Raw genomic sequence first — 21,330 nt, 5'->3', positions numbered from 1 at the left:
GGTTTTTATATAAAAAAATCACTCAAGAGTATGTCATAAAATCTTGAGTGAGTAAATATGTTTTTAAAAAAATGATAGCTAGTTTTGACTTTCAAGCCACTGTTGTGCTTCTTGAGTATACCACCATGGAGAGAAATTATCTGCATCAACAACTTTCTTATAGAAGTAGGTGGTACTATCTATATTGTTTTTAGTTTGGTAATAGTTGGCCATATAATAATTTGCATATGGATTGTGAGTATCTATAGAAAGTAGTTGTGAACCTATCTTTTTATATTCCGTATCAAATGCAGTGAATTCAGGTTCTTCACGCATACTAGCAATCGTTTTATGAAATTGTAAATTGAAAAGTATTGTGAGATTACTACTTGTCTCATTCATTGGGAATAGCTTAAAATACTCCTTTAAAATAGCTTTGCTATTATCCCCACTACGACTATCAAACCTTGTCATATAGGCTTCGGCAGATGCTTGCGCAATTAATTTTTGACGGTAAAACTCTTTTTTAGCCCCTTTTATCTTGTCTTTTAATGATGCTAATGAATTTGCATTTTCAAAAAGCGGCATATTATTAAAGTGATACACATAGTTTTTAAGAAAACTCATTGCAAATAATGAAGTAGTGATATCACCATTAATCAAACGAGCAGGATCGCTCATCAAGTTATTATTTGCTGCTATAATAAAAGTGAGGTTTTTACTTGGAACTTTAAGTAATAAACTAGAGTAGCAATCATATTGACCATAGCCCCAAATTAATTGTTCGCCTAAAAACTCTTGTGTGAAAATACCAAGACCATATGGGGAGTCATTCGCAAAAGGAGTCATTATTTTTTCTTTTGATGCCTTAGATATAAGAGTATTACTATCTAGTGCATCACTTAATACTCCTAGATCATGAACCGTAGACGTTATTCCTGCAGATGCAGAGAATCCATAATCTATAAACCCACCTCTTGTCTCTTTTAGAAAAAAACCATCTTTCATATCACCTCCTAAAAAGTAGGGAGCTGCTATTTTTCTGTTTTCAGAATTAATTTGTAGAGAGTCTTTTAATAGGTAGGTATTCGTAAGTTGAAGCTTATTGATGATTCTTTTCTGAATAGCATCTTCAAAGGGATATCCAGCTGCTTTCTCAATGATAGGTGTTAAGATTCCAAAGCGACTACTGTAATAAAAATGTTTGCCTACTTCTCCTTGGGATGTATGAGAGAGAATATGTTTTATTTTAATAGTCTCAGGAACTCCCATGTCTGGTAGATACTTATTAATAGGATCATCTAGTGATAGTTTTCTTTCCTCTTCTAATTGCATGATTACAATTCCAGAAAATATTTTTGTTAGGGATGCCATAGGAATTGTTGTTGTTTTATCTAATGCGATACTATCTGTTATAGTAGCATATCCTAAATACCCTTCATGAATTGTTGTATCTCCTTTTTTAATTAAAATGGCGAGTCCAGGAATTTGAAAATATTCTTTTAAGTGATTTATTTCTGAAGTGAATGTATCGGTAGAAGTAGTAACAAACACTTCTTTTTTTTCTTCTTCTTTACAACTATTTAAAAGAAGAGTAAAAAGTAGGATGAGTGTGATTTGTGATTTCATTGATTGATGTTTGTAGATGCAATTTTACCAAATAAATGTGTAATAGTTAATGATGACTTATTGGATTACGTCTCATAGTTCGAAATTGAGACATTATGATACAAAAAAAGTCACATACTACCGCAGTAGCATGTGACTTTAAAATAATAGATTAAGTTACGTACGATTTATTTTCCGAAGAGACCTCCTAATAATCCGCCAAGACCTCCTTGTTTTTTACTGCCTCCTAACACCATACCAGCTACATCATCTAAGATGCTTCCATCTCCATCTGCATCTAATAATGATGAAATTAAGCTTTGGTTTTCTTTAGGTTGTCCACCTAACATACCACCTAGTAATGCATTCATTCCGTTAGCATCACTAACGCCTGCTTGTTTTGTTTGTTTTCCAAGTACTCCCATTAAAATTGGAGCAGCTACTTTAAGAATCTGACCTACAGATCCAGCATCCATTCCTGATTTTTGACTTAAGGCGTTTTCTACAGTAGGACGATTTCCTCCTAAGAGATGTCCTAAAATTCCTTCCCCGTCTTTTTGAACACTCTCATCTACACCTCCTTGAAAAAGACCACCTAAATTATCTAATATACTACCATCATGTTTTCCAGATAATGCTCCCATTAATCCTGCTGCTCCATCTGGTGTTTGTACATTTTTCTTCATGGCACCCATAAGTACTGGCATTGCCATACTTAATAGATTACCTGTATCACTTTCTGATTGACCTGTTGACCCACTCACTCCGCTAATAATCTGCTTTCCCATTGGGCTATTTAATAAGTCTAGTAATCCTGACATCCTTTTATTGTTTTAAGTTATTAATAGTTTCAATTTACGAAATATTTAAGGGAAGATGCGTTTAAAATTTTTAAAATGCATTTTATCGGTAAAAAACACCCTTTTGTCGATGTGAATATATTTTACATCTACCGTTTTTTAATTAAATATCTAAAAATAAATGTGTTATATTTTGTTGTTATTGTAGTTTTGCAATGATTACGACCTTATCATCACTATTTTTAAATAAGATTTCGTCAGTAGCGTTTTTATAGACTTGTGTCGTTTCTTTAAGTGTATTTAATAACAACTTTTCTATCTTACTGATTTTAGGACAATATTTTTTAGTAGCTCCTACACCTGAAAAAGATATGGTATTATCTTTATATGTATAATCTCCAAAATACGAATTACATCCTGTGTTTCCAGATATTTTACTAGTTTCTTCATTAAAGGTAATAGACATATTTGTTGAAGAAACGTTGTTTTCTATAAGTTTTATTATTGTATAAGTTTCATTTTTAAGTATAGATTTTTTAGTATCTGTTTTTGCGCTATTACAAGCAGAAAAAAATAATATTGTACTAAAAAGAAGGTATACAGTTTTCATAATTCTTGGATTTAAAAAACGGGTGTTAAAATAACACCCGTTTCATTTATATATAACTATAAGAAATTGATTTTTATTTCTTGATTAGCTTTTCAGTAAAGCGTGTATTGTTCACAGTATCTTCTATTGTAATAAAATAGATTCCTGGAGTTAATTTCTCAGTAGATAATTCAGTAGTACCTGTTGATAATGTTCCTTTTTGGATTTGTTGTCCAACTATATTTACAATAGCGTAGTTAACTTCAGGCGTGATTGTAGACATTGTTATATTTAAAACATTAGCTACAGGGTTAGGATATAATGAAAAATTATCACTAAACACATCACCTACAGATAGAGGTTCACCAATAGCTGCTTGTGTGATTTCGCTATCGCCAAATTCACCACCAGAAAATATAACAGTTTCATCGTCTATAGTTAATTCATACGATCCATTTCCAAATTGACAACAAATACCATCTCCAAATGCATCAAAAATTTCAAACTCATAACATTCGTTAGGATCTACATCAAAATCATAGGTAAATGTGGTATTATCATCAGTTGTTTGCTGATAAGGTCCAAAACTTGCGATTATTGTCCCATCAATATTTCTAAACTCCCAAGAAGTTTCTTCAGCATAATCATCAGTTGTAAGCTCTAAGTGAACTTGAGTGGTAATTAATTCTGCTTCAACATTTATTTCTCCTGTTGCGGAGTTATTATCAGCATTTTGATCAGCATCACCATTGATAGATACCAAAGTAACATTTACCTCGTGCATACCAGTACTAAAATCAATAGGATCTAAAGTAATGTCTTCTGATTCAAACTGTCCAAGCGTACCAGTAAACTCTATAGTTTCCTCGTTACCTCCATCTAGATTCCAAGTTAGTGTTGCAGAAGTGATATCTTGAGAGCCTTGATTATTAAGTGTAATTATAGGAGCAGTAGTTGTGTTTCCACACTCTAATTCTGGAATTGCTACACTCACTGTTCCATCAAATTCAAATGTCTCAAGAACTGGGAAACTATCTAAAACATCTGGATCAGTTTCAGTTGGATCTAACCAATCACGTAGCCTTGTCGCAGCCGTAGGACCGTCCCAAGAAATACCAAAACGTCCATAAAAATCTAATGCATTATTATCATTTGTACCTGAACAAGCAGCGCCTCCTCCAAATAACTGACCAATAATTCTTCCATTTTGATCAAATAATGGAGAACCTGAAGAACCACCCTCAGTAACACCTAGTTCCCAGCCACCTCCGGCACTTGTAATTTCCCAAGTCTCAGCCTCATCTTGAGGACCACCTCCAGCATCATGTATCGCTTTAATTGCAGGAGTATCATCTCTACACACTTTCATGACATCTCCACTTGGGTGGTGAATACCTACTTGAAACTCTGGAAAATTATCTGTTTTATCCCAACCAGCCCAAACTCTATCCCAATCTTCAGGGATATCACTATTAATTTCAACTAGGCAAAAATCAGAATCAGCATTTCTAGCTCTTAACGTACCTCCACTAATCGTCATATCTTCGGGACCTGCTTCACTATTATCAGTACTTGCACATACAGGCGTAGGACTGATCCATCCGAAACGGAAAGACCAAGCTGCAGGATTACTGAAACAATGATTTGCCGTTAAGAAATACGGAGTGCCATCATTAGAGGTATTATTAATTAGTGCACCACTACAAAATCCATTACCTCCTGAAAGAAGAATACCTATAGATTTCTTATTATGATTTTTAAAGAGTTCCCAATCATCTCCTATAGAACAATCTACATCTAGATTACAATCTCCAGAATCGTTTAATGCTTTCGTAGTATTATTTGCAAATGCTCCAGAACTTCTATATCCATGTGTTGCTTTTGCAATATGTAATTTTCCTTGCCCTTGAACAGCAAGAGGTTCAAAATATTCTATCCATACTTTTTCTCCTTTGACTAACCAAGTTCCTAAGATGCCACTTTCTTGATTCTGAACAGCTGTATAAGCTCCTAATAAGTCTTTTCTGTCATCACTATATAAATAAACAGAAGCACCTTCTGGCATGTAAAATTCATCAAAAATAAAGTTTAATGATATTGCACCAGGCGATTCAATAGCAATTCTCCATACACGATCCCCATTTTCTAGGGTATCCCATGTTCCATCTTGTAAGCCATAATCTACGCTATGCATATATCCAAAACGCCAAGGTTTAGGGTTATCCCTGTCTTGTTCATTTATTGCATCTTCCGCTTTAATAGATTCTAAATCAAAACTGGGTAAAATCTTTGATTTAGCTTTCGAGCTTTCGAGGTTTTTCCAACTCTTGGGTACTCCTTCATTTGTAACTTGTCCAATGCTGATGTTAGCAACACAAATTGCAAAACATACTAGTAGTAGTTTTTTCATTGTAAGTAAATTTTTGTTAGTTTTTTTGGTTTGTGTAGTAAGATAAATGTTAATTTAGTCTTAAAAACTTATCAAAAATAGTGAATCTTTAACAAAAAATTATATAATCAATAAAAAATAAAAGCAGATGCCTTTAGAGTGTACACTCTAAAGGCATTTGCTTTTGATGATATTGTAAATAATGATCTACTTGACTAAGATCTCAATAATCTGATCTGCTAGTTCTGTACCAATACGATCTTGTGCTTGTTGTGTCGCAGCACCTATATGCGGTGTTAATGATACTCTAGGATTCATAAGTACTTGTATTGCTGGCTTTGGTTCATTTTCAAAAACATCTAATGCAGCAAAAGCTAATTTTCTTTTATCCAAAGCATCGATAAGGGCTACTTCATCTATAACGCCTCCTCGAGCAGCATTTACAAGACCTGCGTTATTTTTCATAAGCGCTAGTTCACCTTTTCCAATGACATATTCCTTTTGAGCAGGCACATGTAATGTGATAAAGTCAGCTTGCTTTAAGATATCTTCTTTTGCAATCGTTTCAATGGTAAACGAAGCTTTCTGTCCATCAAAAAATGAAAGATCAATTGTTGCCTTTTCCATAAATGGATCACTAGCAATCACGTTCATACCACAACCAATCGCAATTTTTGCAACCTCTTGCCCGATACGTCCAAATCCAATAATACCTAATGTTTTTCCTCTAAGTTCAGTTCCCTTTGCGTATGCTTTCTTAAGATCCTTAAATTTAGAATCTCCATCTAATGGCATATCTCTATTGGCTGCATATAAAAAGCGAACACTTCCATATAAATGCGCAAATACCAATTCTGCTACCGATGCAGACGAAGCTGCTGGTGTATTAATTACGTGTAATCCTTTTTCACGTGCATAGGCAACATCTATATTATCCATACCAACACCCCCACGTCCTATAATCTTAAGACTTGGGCATGCATCAATCACTTCTTTACGAACTGTTGTTGCACTACGTACTAATACGACATCAATCTGTTCTGAGTTGATATAGTTAGCAAGTTGTTCTTGGGCAACTTTTGTTGTAATTACTTCAAATCCGGCTTTTTCTAGTGCATCAATTCCTGTTTGAGAAACACCATCGTTTGCTAATACTTTCATAGTAATGCCCGCGTAGACGGGTAGTTTTTAATTCCCATGAAGATGGGAATCTTATTCATTTTTATTAATTAAGCGTCTCGCTTTACGCTTTACGTTCTAATTCGCTCATCACATCTACCAATGTTCCAACACTTTCTAACGTTAAGGCATTGTACATAGACGCTCTATATCCTCCAACACTTCGGTGTCCGTTCAGACCATTAATACCTGCTTCTTTCCACATCGCATCAAAAGTCTCTTTTAGATCTCCATCTGTAAGTGAGAACGTCGCATTCATAGAAGAACGATCTTCTTTAGCCGCAAATCCTGTGAATAAAGGATTCAATTCTATTTCAGAATAAAGTAACGTTGCTTTACGATCGTTTACTTCTTCGATAGCGCTTATACCGCCTTTCGCTTTAAGCCATCTCATCGTAAGCATAGATACATATACCGCATAGACAGAAGGCGTATTAAACATACTTCCTTTACTGATATGTGTTTTATAATCTAACATACTTGGAATTGCGCGTGTTACTTTTCCTAAAATATCTTCACGTATCACTACCAGAGTTGTTCCTGCAGGTCCCATATTTTTCTGTGCCCCAGCATAAATCATATCAAATTTTGAAAAGTCTAGCTTTCGCGAAAATATATCACTACTCATATCACATATCAACGGACAATCTACTTCAGGGAAGTTTTTGATTTGCGTTCCGAATATGGTATTATTACTTGTAAGGTGTAAATAATCAAGTCCTTCTGGTAATACAAATCCCTTAGGAATGTATTTATAGTTAGCATCTTTACTAGACGCTACTTCGATTACTTCACCAAAAAGTTTTGCTTCTTTAATTGATTTATCACTCCAAGTACCTGTATTTAAATACCCCGCTTTAGTTTGTAATAAGTTGTATGCCGTCATTAAAAACTGCATACTTGCGCCTCCTTGTAAGAATAATGCTTTATACCCCAATCCTTCTAAGCCTAGTAATTCTAAGGCAAGATTACGAGCTTCATCCATCACATCAACAAAATCTTTGCTACGATGTGAAATCTCTAAAATGGATAATCCAGAGTTATTAAAATCTAAAATAGCTTGAGAGGCTTCTTGAAAAACCTCTTGTGGTAAAATACAAGGTCCTGCGCTAAAATTATGCTTCTTCATAGGGTATGTTTTATCCCATTGTGGGTTTAATTGCTCGATGTTACACATCGATTTTTATACGATACTCCCTTTTTATAGGAGAAATATTTAAAGTACAAAGATGCCTAAATAGATAGAAAAACGTGTTATGAATATGATAATTTATGCACTATTTTTTTAACAAAAATGCAATAGTATCTACCCCATCGGCATAGTCGTATAATTGTGGTTTTTGTGTATGTCCAAATTTTATAGTCTCTATATCAAGTCCTTCTCCTACAATACACTGTATAGCATCGGTATGCTCTTGTAAGGTTGTATACAGATTTTCTATAGCATCATAACGCTCGTAAAACAAGGTAGCAATAGGCGATCCAAAACTAGGATCTTCTTTCAGCATGAGAAACCCATTTTCTAGCAAGTCAAAAAGACTCATTAAATACACCGCTTTATTATAATCGTAATTATTGGCATATTTTGCCTGATTGATAATGTCTTTCCAAGCATAAATCGCATTAAAAAAGGCATCAAAATTATAGTCTTTTGGGACATACAACTTAGATACATTACGACACCCTAATCCATAATAACGAAAGATATCTTCTGCCAGGGCTTCTAATTGTTCTGATGTTTCATTTCCAGTAAGTACCGCTACCGAGTTTCGATTTTTACGAATGATATTCGGTTTTTTTCCAAAATAATAGTCAAAATAACGCGCTGTATTATCACTTCCTGTCGCAATCACGGCATCATATGCAGGTAATTTATCTTCTGTAAAAGTGATTTTTCCTTTAAATGCTGGATTTATATATTCCAGATATTTCGCTAAAAAGGGGAGGAGGTGTTTGTCATTACTCGACTGTTTAACTATGACATTATGCCCTGTAATGAGTACCGATAAGAAATCATGAAAACCAACAAGCGGAATATTTCCTGCCATGATGACGGCTATGGTTTTTGAGGTATACGCTTTATCGCTGCGCCCTTCCTCTGGTTGTGAATCTCCTAAATTCGATTTCGCGAAAGCGGACTCATACGCAGCCATCCATTGTGTGAGGTGCTCTTCTGTAAGTGATGCTGCCCATCCTTCTATGGCATATAAAATATTTTCTTGGGTAAACCAACCATTGTATTCACCTGCCAATTTGATTTGATGCTGTAGTCCATCAAAGAAAAGATCGTTATGAGCAATGCCTTCTTTTTGTGATATTTCAGTTCTAGAAAATTGAGATAAAAAATCTCCAAGTTGAACAAAAGCGTTAATTCTTTCTAGTAATTTCATAAGTGCTTGTCTAATCTATGGCTAGGCATTATTTTTGTGCAAAGTTATTGAAAAAAGAACCTATGGCAATTATCATCACAGACGAATGTATTAATTGTGGCGCATGCGAACCAGAATGCCCAAATACAGCAATTTATGAAGGAGCAGATGACTGGCGTTATTCTGATGGAACAAGTTTAACTGGCGATGTCGTATTACCGAATGGTAAAGCTGTCAATGCAGACGATGCGCAAGAACCAGTAAGCGACGAGATCTATTATATCATCCCAGACAAGTGTACAGAATGTAAAGGATTTCACGAAGAGCCTCAATGTGCGGCTGTATGTCCAGTAGATTGTTGTGTTCCTGACGAAGATCATGTAGAAACCGAAGAAGTACTTCTAGGAAAACAAGCCTTCATGCATCCTGAAGAGTAAAAAATAATTTATTTATAAAGAAAAACACCTCCATTTGGAGGTGTTTTTTGTTTTACGAGTATGTATCTATCTGAATACGTCACTCTGAATTTATTTCAGAGTCTCCATAGAATTGTATTCAATTATGAGATACTTAATTTAAATTCTACATGGAGTTTTTTCGTTAGATACTACATAGAAAAAGATATTAAGTGCGATTCATTATAATTTTGCATAAACATCTCGACTGTGCTCGATGAGACTAGATTAAATAATTTATCAGGTCGAGCGCAGTCGAGACCTATATACTACTCAATAAAAAAACACCTCTATTTGGAGACGCTTTTTTGATTTTACATTTTTTAGTTGATAAGTAAGTTAAATAGCGTTCTTTTTCCTCAGTATAACAAGGCTTTACCGTTAAAAATTTTTGAAGCCTTGGAAAAAATTTAGGTGAAGTTTTGTGGTTTTTCGCTTTAAGCGAAAAAATACCTTGGAAATCGAAGATTCATGAGTTCAAATATTTAAAATAGAAATCATACGAATAAAAAGTGTCTTTTCTTTTGGTTCGTTTTCTTTGGACAAGCAAAGAAAATGAACAGAAAATACTTAAATAGAAAAAACGCCTCCAAATAGAGGCGCTTTTTATTTCAAACTAATTTCATCATCAATCCTGAATGAGTCCTTGTCCTTCTATCCAAGGAGCTCCTGCTTTTTTCAAGTCACTTTCAAGTGCTGGGAGCGTTGTCGTTACCATAGGAGTCAATTTTGCTTTTACACTTTTTAGTTGGCTTTGTACTCTACGTAATAATCCTTTGTGCTCATCAGTTGGACCATAGGTATTTCCTAATGCTCTCCAACCTAATGAATTTCCATCACTAGCAGTTGGGTTATTTCGTTCACCAATTTCACCTTTTACAGGATTTCCGTGCAATTCTTTATCAATATCTAATAAAGCATTTTTAGCGTCATGTAAACGAGTATATAAATCATTAGAGGGTGAAGTAGCTTTGCTCAATGCACGTAACATCGCATCTACCTTTTGTTGACTTTTAGATAAGGCAATATTAGTAGCGGTTAAATCTTGTTGAAACGCAAAGGTCGCTTCTCTAAAACTATCTATTTCTTGATACGATTTTCTAGGTAACGTACTTTCCATTAGTGGTACTACCTGAAATGTTTCAGGTCCTTGTAATACGGTTTGTGTACCATTCATTTGTTTTACTAAGGTTACGGTATAGCTTCCAGGCGTGACCATAATACCTGGACCTCTAAAGCCACGACGACCTCTTGGTGCTTGTAAACGTTCTCCACTTTTATTAGGATAGGATAAGTTCCAATTCACACGATTAAAGCCTTTTTTGTTGGTTCCTTTTACCGTATTGATTACGTTACCATTTGCATCTTTAACCACTAAAAGAATGGAAGGCTTATCTTGTCTGTTTTCTTCTTCAAGCGCATCCCAACCTGGAAATTTTGCATTCCCTTTCTTTTCTTGTTCTTTTCTTAGGTCTTTAATAGACTTCAGTTTATTAGGCATATAATAAGTGAAATTAGCTCCAAATGGTGGGTTTTTAGCAATCCACTCAGCATCACCTTGACTTCCTACACGATTGTGCTGTCGGTACCAATGTGCTGTTTTTACAGGAAACAAGGTTGCTTCTGTGTTGTTCATGTTTGCATTGAAATTACGTAAAGGTGTAATATCATCCAAAATGAAGATTCCTCTAGCAAATGAGCCTGCTACTAAATCATTTTCACGTCTTTGAATGGTAATATCTCGAATCGGAATGTTAGGCATACCCCCTTTTAACTTCGTCCAGTTACCTCCACCATTGTTAGTGAAGTATACACCAAACTCAGTAGCAGCAAATAGTAAATCTTTCTTTACATGATCTTGTACCAATCGCCAGATGAGTAGTTTTTCAGGAAGATCTCCATTGATGAGTTTCCAACTTTTTCCTTTATCTGTACTCTTGATAATATACGGTTTGTAATCTCCATATTTATGATTGTCTAAGGCAGCATACACGACATTGGCATCAAAAAGATCAGCGCGAACGTCATTTACAAAAGGCGTTTCTGGCACTCCTTTGATGTTATTTAATGTAAATTTCTTCCAACTAGCACCGCCATTTTCTGTCACTTGAATTAAGCCGTCATCGGTACCTGCATATAAGAGTCCTTCTTGTTTTGGTGATTCCGCTAAAGAAGTAATGGTATTGTAATTGGACATTGCAAACACATCCCATGCATTGTCCCAACTTTGTGATTTGTCATAATATGGAAAAGTAACACGCTCTTGATTTAAAGTTAAATCTCCAGAAATAGGCTCCCAACCATCGCCTCTGTTTTCAGATTTCCAAACACGTTGCGAAGCAAAATAGAGTCTTTTTGGATTATGCGAACTCACAAGAATTGGTGCGTCCCAATTAAAACGCTCATACGGATCGCCTTCTCTTGCTTGTGGTTGGATAAAAACGGTTTCTCTGGTTGTATGATCAATTCTCCATAGAGCTCCTTGTTGGAATTCTCCATAACTAATGTTAGGATTTCCAGGCTCTGTAGCAGTTTGTGCCCCATCGGCTCCTAAGGTTTTCCACCAATCGGCGCTAGCAATTCCATCTGAACTAATCGTTCTCGAAGGACCTGCATGAGATCCGTTGTCTTGAGTTCCTCCATATACATTATAGAAGGGGAGGGCATCATCTACAGCAATTTTAAAGTATTGGGTAATCGGTAAGTTGCGTACGTATTTCCAACTATTGGTATTGTCAAAGCTTTCATATAATCCACCATCGGTTCCAATAAGTAAGTAATTAGGATCTGATTTTTTAAAGACTAAAGCATGACTATCACTATGTTGATTGGATCGCTTCATGTTGGTGAACGTCTTCCCATGATCGGTAGAGATCAATGCGGAATTATTCATCATATAGAGCGTTCCTTCTTGGTGAGGAGACGCAATGAGCTCTTGGTAATAATGAGGTCCTGTACCACCTCCAACAGCATTAGATTGCTTGGTCCACGTTGTACCTCCGTTTTTAGTCATAAAGACACCTCCTTTTCTTCGATCTAATTCGATAGCCGCGTATACCACGTCAGAATTAAATGGAGACATAGCGAGTCCTATTTTACCTAGGTTGGATTTCGGAATGCCGCTTTTAAGCGGTTTCCAAGTTTCCCCACCATCGGTACTTTTATGCAATCCAGATCCTGGTCCGCCACCTAAATAGCCTGCTACGGTACGATGTCTCTGCCATGTAGCTGCATAGAGTACATCAGAATTTGTTGGGTCTATAAGTAAATCAGTAGCGCCTACCCATGCGTCATCTCCTAAGGTACGTTTCCAAGTGGTACCGCCATCCGTTGTTTTATAGACTCCGCGATCACCGCCTTTACTCCAAAGCGGTCCTTGAGAAGCCACCCATATAATGTCTGAGTTTTCTGGATGTATAATGATTTTAGAAAGATGCTCTGAGTTTTTCAGTCCCATGTTCTTCCATGATTTTCCATCATTATGACTTACATATATTCCATCTCCAAAGCCTGCATGGCGTCCGCCTACATTTTCACCTGAGCCTACCCAGATGGTACTTGGATTGTTAGGATCGATGGTAATACAACCCATGGAGTAGACTTTTTCATTATCAAATAACGATTTCCAAGTCGTTCCGGCATTGGTTGTTTTCCAGATACCTCCAGAGCCAACAGCCACATACCAGACATTTTCATTTTCAGGATGAATGGCAATATCTGCAATTCTTCCAGACGTCATGGCAGGACCAATGTTTCTAAATGCTAAGCCGCTAAACGGATTTTTAGGTTTTTCTTGTGCATGGAGTGTCATGCTAATCGCACATAAGAATAGCACGAGATAGTTGAAAGCAATCTTCATTTTTTTGGTTTGGTTTTAGTGATTATTCTATGAGATCATCTAAAACTTTTAAGGTTGTCATCCTGAACTTGATTCAGGATCCCATTATGTGAATCATACCTGTGAGATTCTGAAATGAATTCAGAATGACGTCGTAAAGACTTTTAAAAACAATCTCATAACTCCTAAAATTACAAAAATGAGAAGAAGGCTTTTGTTAATAGGGCTGAATTTTAACGAAGTTTTGGTATTTGATACATGGAGTTATACATAGTCTGTTCATTTTAAAGTAAAATAGATATGGACTTTTCCTGTGTACGCTTTCGCGAAAGCGTATACAGTGACATTTTGCGAACTTGCCTCGCCGGCAGGTAGGAGCGTATACAGTGACATTTTTTCTAGGCGCCTTATATAAAAATAGAGTAACACTCTAAATTAGAGTGTTACTCTATTTTTGTCAAACAGCACTTGCTTATGCAGCCTGTGAGATTCTGAAATAAATTCAGAATGACGTATATAACTTACTTACTCTTTCTAAGATAAATGCTTCCTTGGCTAGCATCTAGTTTCATTTTGGTTTTTCCTCCATTTAGTTCCAGTCTCATTCTTTTTCCATCAAATTCGGTGAGATCTTCATTTAAAACCTTAAAATCAATATCACTTAAAATACGATTTCCAGTGGCATCTAGTTGTACATTGGCATTTTGAGGTAATGTCATATCGATGTACCCATCGTTACTGATAAGAGAATATAAATTTGTGGGTGATACTTTGTCAAAAACCACTTTGATATTTCCTCCTATGGTGTTTGCAATTACAGGACCACTCACATCGGTTAGGTTGATAGAACGGTAGGATGTAGAAATCTCAGCTTCTCCTTTAAAATCTGATAATTCCCAAGCGTTCGAGTTGGAGGTGATAAAAAAGGTATTTGAATTGGTCTTCTTGCATCCTTCTGTATTCCATAATAGTTTTACCGAGTTGGGAATGAGTATTTCATATTTGTTATTAAAATTAACAGCGTTTATAACTCCATAATTTTCAAAGAGATCAGAGCTACTTCCATGATAGTCTTTGATAATTAACTCTCCTGGGTTTTCTGTAATGTCTAAATATAGATTATCAGCTGGATTGTTTGATTTATTTCCTAAGGGTGTTAGACCTTCTTCCAGTTCTTTATTATCGTCTGTATTGAAAAAAGTTTTATATCTAAATATGACAGAGTCTGATGATTTAGGTGTCTTTAATTTTTCGCCAAAACGGTTGTAATAGGCATAGTTTGCATTACTATTAAGACTTTTAATGATGACTTCATCACCGTCATACCCGCTAATTGTCATGTTTGCGGTTGAGCATATTTTTAAGGTTCCTTTTGTAAACGTGATGCGTTTTTGATTTTTTTGTGCGTATCCTGTCCCTATGATGAAAAGGAAGGTAACTAATGTGATTATATGTTTCATTTTGTTCGTTTTTATTAGTGAAACCCACTATTGAAAAGTCCGAAGGACGAATTCAATAGTGTATGTTGAACTAATCCCGCTTTTTAGCGGGATCTTATTTCAAGATCTCGATCTTGGTTTTACTTCTTTTATTGATTTAACATGGCCAATGAGGCAGATGCGTTCCCTTTTACTAAGGGTAAGGATTCTTTGTTTTCTATAATTTTTTTAAGTGGTTCTTTGGCTCGTTGCTCTCTTAAAATGGAAACCGATTTTATAAGCTTTAACTGTACTAAGGGTTCTTTCTCTGTTTCCAAAGCTTCAATAAGGTTGTTTCGTACCATTTGATTATTTGGAAACTTTAAAAGAGCATCAATCACAGCAAGTTTTGAATTACTATCGGAATCTTCTTTTAGAATTTTAAAAAAGGCATGGAGTATTTTTTCATCTTCTTCTTGGTTTTGATACTGATCTTCGATGTCATAGATGGCTTGTAAACGCGTACTATTGGTTTGATCTTCGCCTAAAGCAAGCACCAGATTGTCTCTAATTTCTAGGTGTTCTTTTTTGTTTTCATTATAGAGGTATCCGAGTGCAACAACGAGTACCAGACTTGCTGCCATAGACACATATCGAATCATTTGTATTCGTTTAGAACGCGTTGATGTATGTAACTCTTTTTTCAATCTCGCTTCAAAATCTAGCGTTGCATTGTCAGGCATTTGCTGATCATCAAATGCTTTTTTATGCTTCTTTATAAAATCTTCTACACTCATAGGACTACATTTTTTTGAAATTGCTGTATTAAAAGGTTTTTTCCTCGTCTGTACTGGTTACGTACGGTACTTTCATTTAAGCCTAATTGCTCGGCGATTTCTCTGTGCGAATAGTCTTCGATGAGGTACAGGACCAAAATGATTCGGTATTTGTCTTTTAATGCATGAATTACTTTTTTAATTTGTTCTACTTTTAAAGACGTCTCTTCAAAGGTATCTGTGTCTTCTTCTTCCTCTTCTTGAAGCTCCACCGAGTCTTGTAATCCATCTAATTTCTTTTTCTTTCGTAAGAAATCTAAAGAACAATTGATTACAATACGTTTTAACCAGGGCCCTAGGTGACGGTTGTCTTCAAGTTTTGAAATATTCTGGAACGCTTTGATAAAAGCATCATGCACGGTGTCTTGTGCATCTTGTTGGCTTTTTACAATTCTAAAACTCACATTGTACAGCATATCTTTATAGTTTTGATAGATCTGCATTTGTGCTTTTAGGTTATTGTTTTTACATGCTTCTATGAGTTCTAATTGTTCCAAAAATCGGTTTTGATGTGTTGTTAGTGAAACTCAGTATTGAGAAGTCTGTAAGACGCACTCAATAGTGTAAGTTAAACTAATCCCGCTGTTTGCTGAACTTGTTTCAGCATCTAGCGGGGTTTTGATTTAATGCCTTTACACTATAATAACGCAACTTTTTTAAAAGTGTCGCAAAAAAGTTTTGGGTACCGATTAAAGTTATGGAAATGTGGGGAGATTGGTTTTAGTTTATGCCATGTTATGAATAAAAAAATAATAGAATCGAATATTTAGTTACATTCTTCATCTTTAAGGCAAAACATAAGGGCTACAATTATTTTTAATATGCTGGAGTGATTTTAATATGATATTTATATCTAGAGACTCTCCTCTGAAAATTAAAGTATTATTAAATGAATTATATCCTCGATGAGAATTATTTAGTCCTGCTCCAAAGTAAGAATGCATTTATGGATTCATTGCTAAATCTTGATAGACTGCTGATGATTGATTCGTAAACCAAGTTCCAATTCGTTCATCATAATGTTCAAAATGATTACGAAATTTACGATCAGAAAGCGGATCGTTCTTATCTATATTAAGTAATTTTCGTAATCTCTCTCCTCGAACCTTATACTTTGAATGAGGCTAAAGAATCTTTGAGACATTTGCTGTAGCTATTAGAAATAATTGAATTGAAGACCAAACTTCTATTTGATCAGAATTACCATCTGTTGATTCGGATTGAAGACGTTCAAATGCTCTAAATGCAATTTTAATCTGTAGATTAATTTCACCTATAAAAACCATTTCTTCTAACATTTTCATATCATTTAATTTAAAATTAAGGATATAAATTTATAAGTATAATGCGCAATATATTTGCGTAGATTACGATATTATGATTTTATTTATAAAATTCTTAGCTAAATATTTTAACACTTAGTATTTTAAAAATATTAATTTAAATATTGTGTTTTTTTGTTTTTGATACTGTTTTAAACGTGTTTGTGTATGATTCCGTTGAATTATATAGGAATTAAAGTTAGCAAATAATTCATGTGTAGAAAATTCCTCCGGAATGTTTGTAAGTCAGCATTGACCAAGAAATTAATTATATACAGCATTGACAATATTTTAATATTTAATATAGCCTATTGTTGTTGCACCACCAAAAGTTCCTTTTTCAAAGCTAACATAACCAGGCCTTTCAATGTTACTATTTATTGATTTATTATAATAAACACCTAAAATACTTTGCAATAATCTTTGAATACCAATATGGAATTTGTTTTCTAAATCAATTAACACATATTTTGCATTTTCATCCTTATCAGAATCTTCTTTTCTGAATTTAAAAAACATGCATAAATCTAAAATTGTTAATTCATTAATCATTAATTCAAAATCCTTCTTTTCATATTTTTTTTTAATTTTTTTGAAGATTGTTGTTTTATAGTTTTTTGATTTGCCAAAGTCATAAGTAAAGCTTAGTAAGCAGAGAAAAGGAATTCTATTATTATTGATTTTACAAAGTTTAGCGTTTTTTGATAGTGACTCTAACTCTGGTTCTATATCTCTATATCTTAAAGTTTTTTTTACAGAAATGATTGCAATCACACCATCTGGAGGCACTACACAGAATTCTTCAAATCTTTCATAAATAGGAAACTGTGCTGTATCATAAACTATTATATCAATTTGAGAAGAATGTTCATCATATTCGTTTTCGACTCTTTCAAGATCGCTCATTCCTGTTTTAGTAGAAGGTTTGAGTATAAAACCTGAAAGAGCCTCTAGGTTTTTTGGGAGATGTTTATTAAGAAAATCACGTATTAAAGATTCTACAAACCTACCTTCCTCAGATGAATGAGCGGATCCTTTAGTATCTCCTTTAGGTAATAACTTCTCAATTGATTTGTATCGTTGATAAATTGACTTTGCCTCAATTTCGAAAAATTCTCTTACTCTTTTACCTTTTTCATTCATCATTAAATTATTAACTTAATTGAGTAAATATCTTATTGGCTTTAGTACTAAGATCATGAGGTAGATAACCATTTTGGGATAAATCACTATAAAAGCTAACATTTAGGGCACTAGAAATTTTCAACTTACTAAACTCATCTTTTTTGTCATTTGGAATTATTACTAAAAATGAATTTTTAATACTTATTGGGACTTTACTATGGCATTCAATACTTGTTAACCTATAGTCTAATTCATCATTTTTTTCTAGTTGATTATATGCTTCAATAAGTAAATGATTGATTTCATTATTATTTGTAATTAATGAAGGCATTTTATGTTCGATATATTCAAGATTTGAGCTATATATTGAGTTAATCCAATTTTCAGGAGTTGACTTTTTCAAATCAAAAGCAAACTTTTCTTTCAGTTTTTTAGAATTAAGATTTGTAGCTCTAAATCTTCCTGCAAGTATAGCCCCTGTATCAAAAGGGAAATAACGATTGCATTTATCCAATAATCGATTGTTAAAGAATATTATTACTGGAGAATTTTCGTTCCAATTATAATCTTTTTTTGATGGCTTATATGCAAGTCTTCCAAAATTTAGATATATAAGTTCTTCCTTAAAAAATCTACAAGGCTTTGGTAACAAAAATTCATCTATTGCTATTTTTCTGAAATTTTCCCAAGGTGTTACATGAGTTAATGGAAGATTCATAATTATATAGGTTTAAGTTAATGTTGCCTAACGGTCTAGTGTATAAAAGTAGTACTAAAAAAGATGTTAACTTTTCGTGTTTTGCACAAGCTGAGTTTTTAAATTTTTCTTATTATTTTTATCAATATGCCAAATTAAAAAAAAATACATACCTGCCCTATCTTTTATTAAACAACTACTAGCTATGAGCGTTGTTGTGCATAGTGATTTACAGTTCTAAATACATTTGCTTATCAAAATCATTACTTTTATATAAATCCTTTATACTCGATTCAATTTCATTAGCAGAAAGACTATACTGATATTTGTCGTATTTAGATTTGGTCAATTCTAGTTGCGTAAGAGGACTCAATTCCTTGTCGCTTATTTCTCCGATTTTATCTATTAAATATTTTTTAGTGTTGGCTGAAAATTCAATTTGGTATATTTTTTTTAAGTAAAATGCCCTTAAAATATTAGCCTCTGTAGTGGGGTTTAGATTTTTATAAATAGGAGATTTTTGAAGTATATCTAATTTTTTTTCAAGATTGAAGTTTTTATAGTTATGAATGTTCATATTTAAGGTATGAAGATTAACTACTAGTGAATCGTAATTATAAAAACATCCCTTGGCTATACTTTTTAATTTGTCATTTTCATTTAATTTGACAAGTTCATTTTTGAAAGCCCAATTGTTTTCAATACTCCACATATCAACATCTATTTGTGCAAAATGTAATTTTATACCCTTATGTCGATTTATTGAAAACTCAACATTTGCACTTTGTATTATTTCTAATAATTTCTCATTATCTAAATCTACAATAATATCTATATCTCTTGATGGTTTTGAATTTAGAAAATCTCTTAGATAACCACCAACTATATATGCACTACCATAAACAAAAATATCATACATAAGAAATTTAAACCTTGGATTAGAATTTAATTCTAATCCAAAATGTAATTTGAATTTCCTTTTTAATTCGTTATAGTCCAATTACCTATATTTTAATTCCTTTCAATTCTTGAAACAATCTAATTGCATATGTGTCTGTCATACCACTTATAAAGTCAACGATTAATTGAAGTTTTTTGTATTCTGTATTTGAATAATTCTCAATATCTTCATAAACTTTTTTATGACTTGATGATATGATTTTATATAAACGAGCTTCTAAATTATTACCGTTTGCTTGAAAAGAATCACTTCTAGATGCTTTGACAAAAATATCTAAAAGGCCATATATTGCTTCCCATCCTGCAATTTCCTTTTTCAGAATTGATTTATCATCAAAGACTTTATATTGTAGTTTTTTATATGCCCTTCTAATGTCTTTAGCTTCAGAAATATCGATTATTTCGTCTTCCAACTTCCCTTGCATTATATCATCATAGTTGTCTTTGAAACATTTTACAATGCCTTCTATCATAATTTTTTGTGTAGAAATTCGAAATTTTTGAATTATTATTGAAGTATCTACGTTTGGTTTTTTCGAATAGGCAGACTTTAGATACTCTAAATTTTTTAAAACAACATCCTTATTTCTATCTAAGTTTTTGCTGAAAATATCTTCAATATCTTTTATCCCAATTATTCCCAACTTAATACCATCTTCAATATCTGCTGCGCTATAAGCTATATCATCTGCCGCTTCTAAAAGGTATACAACGGGATGTCTTCTATTACCTAATTTTAAATAGTCATTTATCTTTTTGTAAGTTTCTGTTTCTGTAACGAAGTAACCAAATTTCTTTTTAGCTATTTCTGTAGTGGGTTTTTTGTTACCATCAACCGAATTTGATGGATATTTTATTATTGATGCTAAACTAGAGTAGTTTAGATTATACCCAAACTCATCTCCAAAATAATAAAGTTTAGAGAGTATTCTTAATGTTTGAACATTTCCATCAAAATTTTCAAAATCTGCTTTTTCTAACTCACTAAGAGTTGTTTTGTTAGTTGCAAAATAATTTTTAAAAAATGATTTTATTGCTTCTTCTCCAAAATGTCCAAAAGGTGGATTTCCTAAATCATGCACTAAACCAGCAACCCGAAGTAATGAACTTAAATTCCCTTTTAACTCAAGTTCTAATTCCTTTTCTTTAAGTAAATAATTTTCAATACTTTGTCCAATTGAGCTTGCTAAATAAGACACCTCAAGTGAATGCGTTAACCTTGTCCTTATGTAATCACTTTGTTCTAGTGGAAAGACTTGAGTTTTATCTTGAAGTCGTCGAATTGGCGCACTTGAAATAAGTCGTCCATAATCATTTTCAAAGGTGTTTCTACCATCACTCTCAATAGTTTTGGATTTGGTTCTGAACCTTTTTTCTTCAAGTATTAATTTCCACTTTTTTTTGTAACTCATATATTTCTTGGTATTATGTATAACATACATTTATAAATAATTTCTTTTGTATGCTTACGTTCAAATATAGTATTATAATTAATAGTTAGATACTTTTTATACTTAGATGTCGTCCTTTGATAGGTTTAGGGTGACACTTCGTATATCTTTTCGTGCTTCAATAACCTTAATATACATTTTTTCGCGAAAGCGAGTTTTAAAAAGAGAATATAGAATATAGAGAAGAGAGCCTATACTAGTGTGTTTTGGGTTTTTGTAGGTGTTCGCTCCCCTTCGTCTGAATCTCGTGCCTCGATTCATCCACCTCCCCTCAGAAAGGGGAGGAGCTTTTGTTTTGTTGTTTTATTAGTGAAA

The 21,330-nt window shown here is 33.6% G+C and carries 17 protein-coding genes; 1 reads left to right on the top strand and 16 read right to left on the bottom strand.

The features are described 5' to 3' along the window. Positions 1-78 precede the first annotated feature (78 nt). The 7 genes from Q1A60_RS11015 to Q1A60_RS10985 all read right to left on the bottom strand — a co-directional run bounded on the left by Q1A60_RS11015 (position 79) and on the right by Q1A60_RS10985 (position 8,934). Positions 79-1,608 (bottom strand): serine hydrolase domain-containing protein, encoded by a 1,530-nt coding sequence (locus tag Q1A60_RS11015; RefSeq protein WP_299765514.1) that lies wholly within the window; start codon positions 1,606-1,608, stop codon positions 79-81. A 167-nt stretch (positions 1,609-1,775) separates the two neighbouring features. Continuing rightward, entirely contained in the window at positions 1,776-2,408 is a 633-nt protein-coding gene (locus Q1A60_RS11010) for a DUF937 domain-containing protein (RefSeq protein WP_299765511.1), read from the bottom strand. A 178-nt stretch (positions 2,409-2,586) separates the two neighbouring features. Then, entirely contained in the window at positions 2,587-2,997 is a 411-nt protein-coding gene (locus Q1A60_RS11005; RefSeq protein WP_299765509.1) for an META domain-containing protein, read from the bottom strand. A gap of 73 nt (positions 2,998-3,070) precedes the next feature. Beyond that, positions 3,071-5,386: a T9SS type A sorting domain-containing protein gene (locus tag Q1A60_RS11000; RefSeq protein WP_299765507.1), complete on the bottom strand. Its 2,316-nt coding sequence runs from the start codon at positions 5,384-5,386 to the stop codon at positions 3,071-3,073. Between the two features lie 186 nt (positions 5,387-5,572). Beyond that, on the bottom strand, positions 5,573-6,526 hold the full coding sequence (locus Q1A60_RS10995; RefSeq protein ID WP_299765505.1) for a D-2-hydroxyacid dehydrogenase: 954 nt from the start codon (positions 6,524-6,526) through the stop codon (positions 5,573-5,575). 82 nt (positions 6,527-6,608) lie between these two features. Next, positions 6,609-7,673, bottom strand: a complete 1,065-nt coding sequence (serC, locus tag Q1A60_RS10990; RefSeq protein WP_299765503.1) for a 3-phosphoserine/phosphohydroxythreonine transaminase — start codon at positions 7,671-7,673, stop codon at positions 6,609-6,611. A gap of 148 nt (positions 7,674-7,821) precedes the next feature. Further along, the gene (locus Q1A60_RS10985) at positions 7,822-8,934 is read right to left on the bottom strand and encodes an acyl-CoA reductase (protein ID WP_299765501.1); all 1,113 of its coding nucleotides are present in this window, start codon (positions 8,932-8,934) and stop codon (positions 7,822-7,824) included. A gap of 62 nt (positions 8,935-8,996) precedes the next feature. Between Q1A60_RS10985 and Q1A60_RS10980 the strand changes: the two genes are divergently transcribed. After that, positions 8,997-9,350 carry a 4Fe-4S dicluster domain-containing protein gene (locus Q1A60_RS10980; protein ID WP_299765499.1) on the top strand — a complete coding sequence of 118 codons (354 nt, stop codon included), beginning with the start codon at positions 8,997-8,999 and terminating at the stop codon, positions 9,348-9,350. A 646-nt stretch (positions 9,351-9,996) separates the two neighbouring features. Here the strand turns inward: Q1A60_RS10980 and Q1A60_RS10975 are convergent. The 9 genes from Q1A60_RS10975 to dgt form a co-directional block, all read right to left on the bottom strand. Further along, positions 9,997-13,227 (bottom strand): glycosyl hydrolase, encoded by a 3,231-nt coding sequence (locus tag Q1A60_RS10975; RefSeq protein ID WP_299765497.1) that lies wholly within the window; start codon positions 13,225-13,227, stop codon positions 9,997-9,999. Positions 13,228-13,727: 500 nt separating this feature from the next. Next, complete coding sequence (locus Q1A60_RS10970; protein ID WP_299765495.1) at positions 13,728-14,666, bottom strand: DUF4097 family beta strand repeat-containing protein; 939 nt, start codon at positions 14,664-14,666, stop codon at positions 13,728-13,730. 128 nt (positions 14,667-14,794) lie between these two features. After that, the gene (locus Q1A60_RS10965; RefSeq protein ID WP_299765493.1) at positions 14,795-15,421 is read right to left on the bottom strand and encodes a HEAT repeat domain-containing protein; all 627 of its coding nucleotides are present in this window, start codon (positions 15,419-15,421) and stop codon (positions 14,795-14,797) included. Continuing rightward, positions 15,418-15,957 carry a sigma-70 family RNA polymerase sigma factor gene (locus tag Q1A60_RS10960; protein WP_299765491.1) on the bottom strand — a complete coding sequence of 180 codons (540 nt, stop codon included), beginning with the start codon at positions 15,955-15,957 and terminating at the stop codon, positions 15,418-15,420. The genes Q1A60_RS10965 and Q1A60_RS10960 overlap by 4 nt, the downstream gene beginning before the upstream one ends. Before the next feature lie 627 nt (positions 15,958-16,584). Beyond that, positions 16,585-16,764: a hypothetical protein gene (locus Q1A60_RS10955; protein ID WP_299765488.1), complete on the bottom strand. Its 180-nt coding sequence runs from the start codon at positions 16,762-16,764 to the stop codon at positions 16,585-16,587. 309 nt (positions 16,765-17,073) lie between these two features. Next, complete coding sequence (locus Q1A60_RS10950) at positions 17,074-17,928, bottom strand: DUF6602 domain-containing protein (RefSeq protein ID WP_299765486.1); 855 nt, start codon at positions 17,926-17,928, stop codon at positions 17,074-17,076. A 7-nt stretch (positions 17,929-17,935) separates the two neighbouring features. Further along, complete coding sequence (locus Q1A60_RS10945; RefSeq protein ID WP_299765484.1) at positions 17,936-18,625, bottom strand: hypothetical protein; 690 nt, start codon at positions 18,623-18,625, stop codon at positions 17,936-17,938. Positions 18,626-18,833: 208 nt separating this feature from the next. Beyond that, positions 18,834-19,604 carry a hypothetical protein gene (locus Q1A60_RS10940; RefSeq protein WP_299765482.1) on the bottom strand — a complete coding sequence of 257 codons (771 nt, stop codon included), beginning with the start codon at positions 19,602-19,604 and terminating at the stop codon, positions 18,834-18,836. A gap of 4 nt (positions 19,605-19,608) precedes the next feature. Beyond that, positions 19,609-20,976 carry a dGTP triphosphohydrolase gene (dgt, locus tag Q1A60_RS10935; protein ID WP_299765480.1) on the bottom strand — a complete coding sequence of 456 codons (1,368 nt, stop codon included), beginning with the start codon at positions 20,974-20,976 and terminating at the stop codon, positions 19,609-19,611. Positions 20,977-21,330: the final 354 nt, after the last annotated feature.

Origin of the sequence: uncultured Dokdonia sp. (assembly GCF_947492535.1) — a bacterium.
Classification (GTDB): Bacteria; Bacteroidota; Bacteroidia; order Flavobacteriales; family Flavobacteriaceae; genus Dokdonia.
This window is presented reverse-complemented; position numbering and strand designations above follow the sequence as displayed.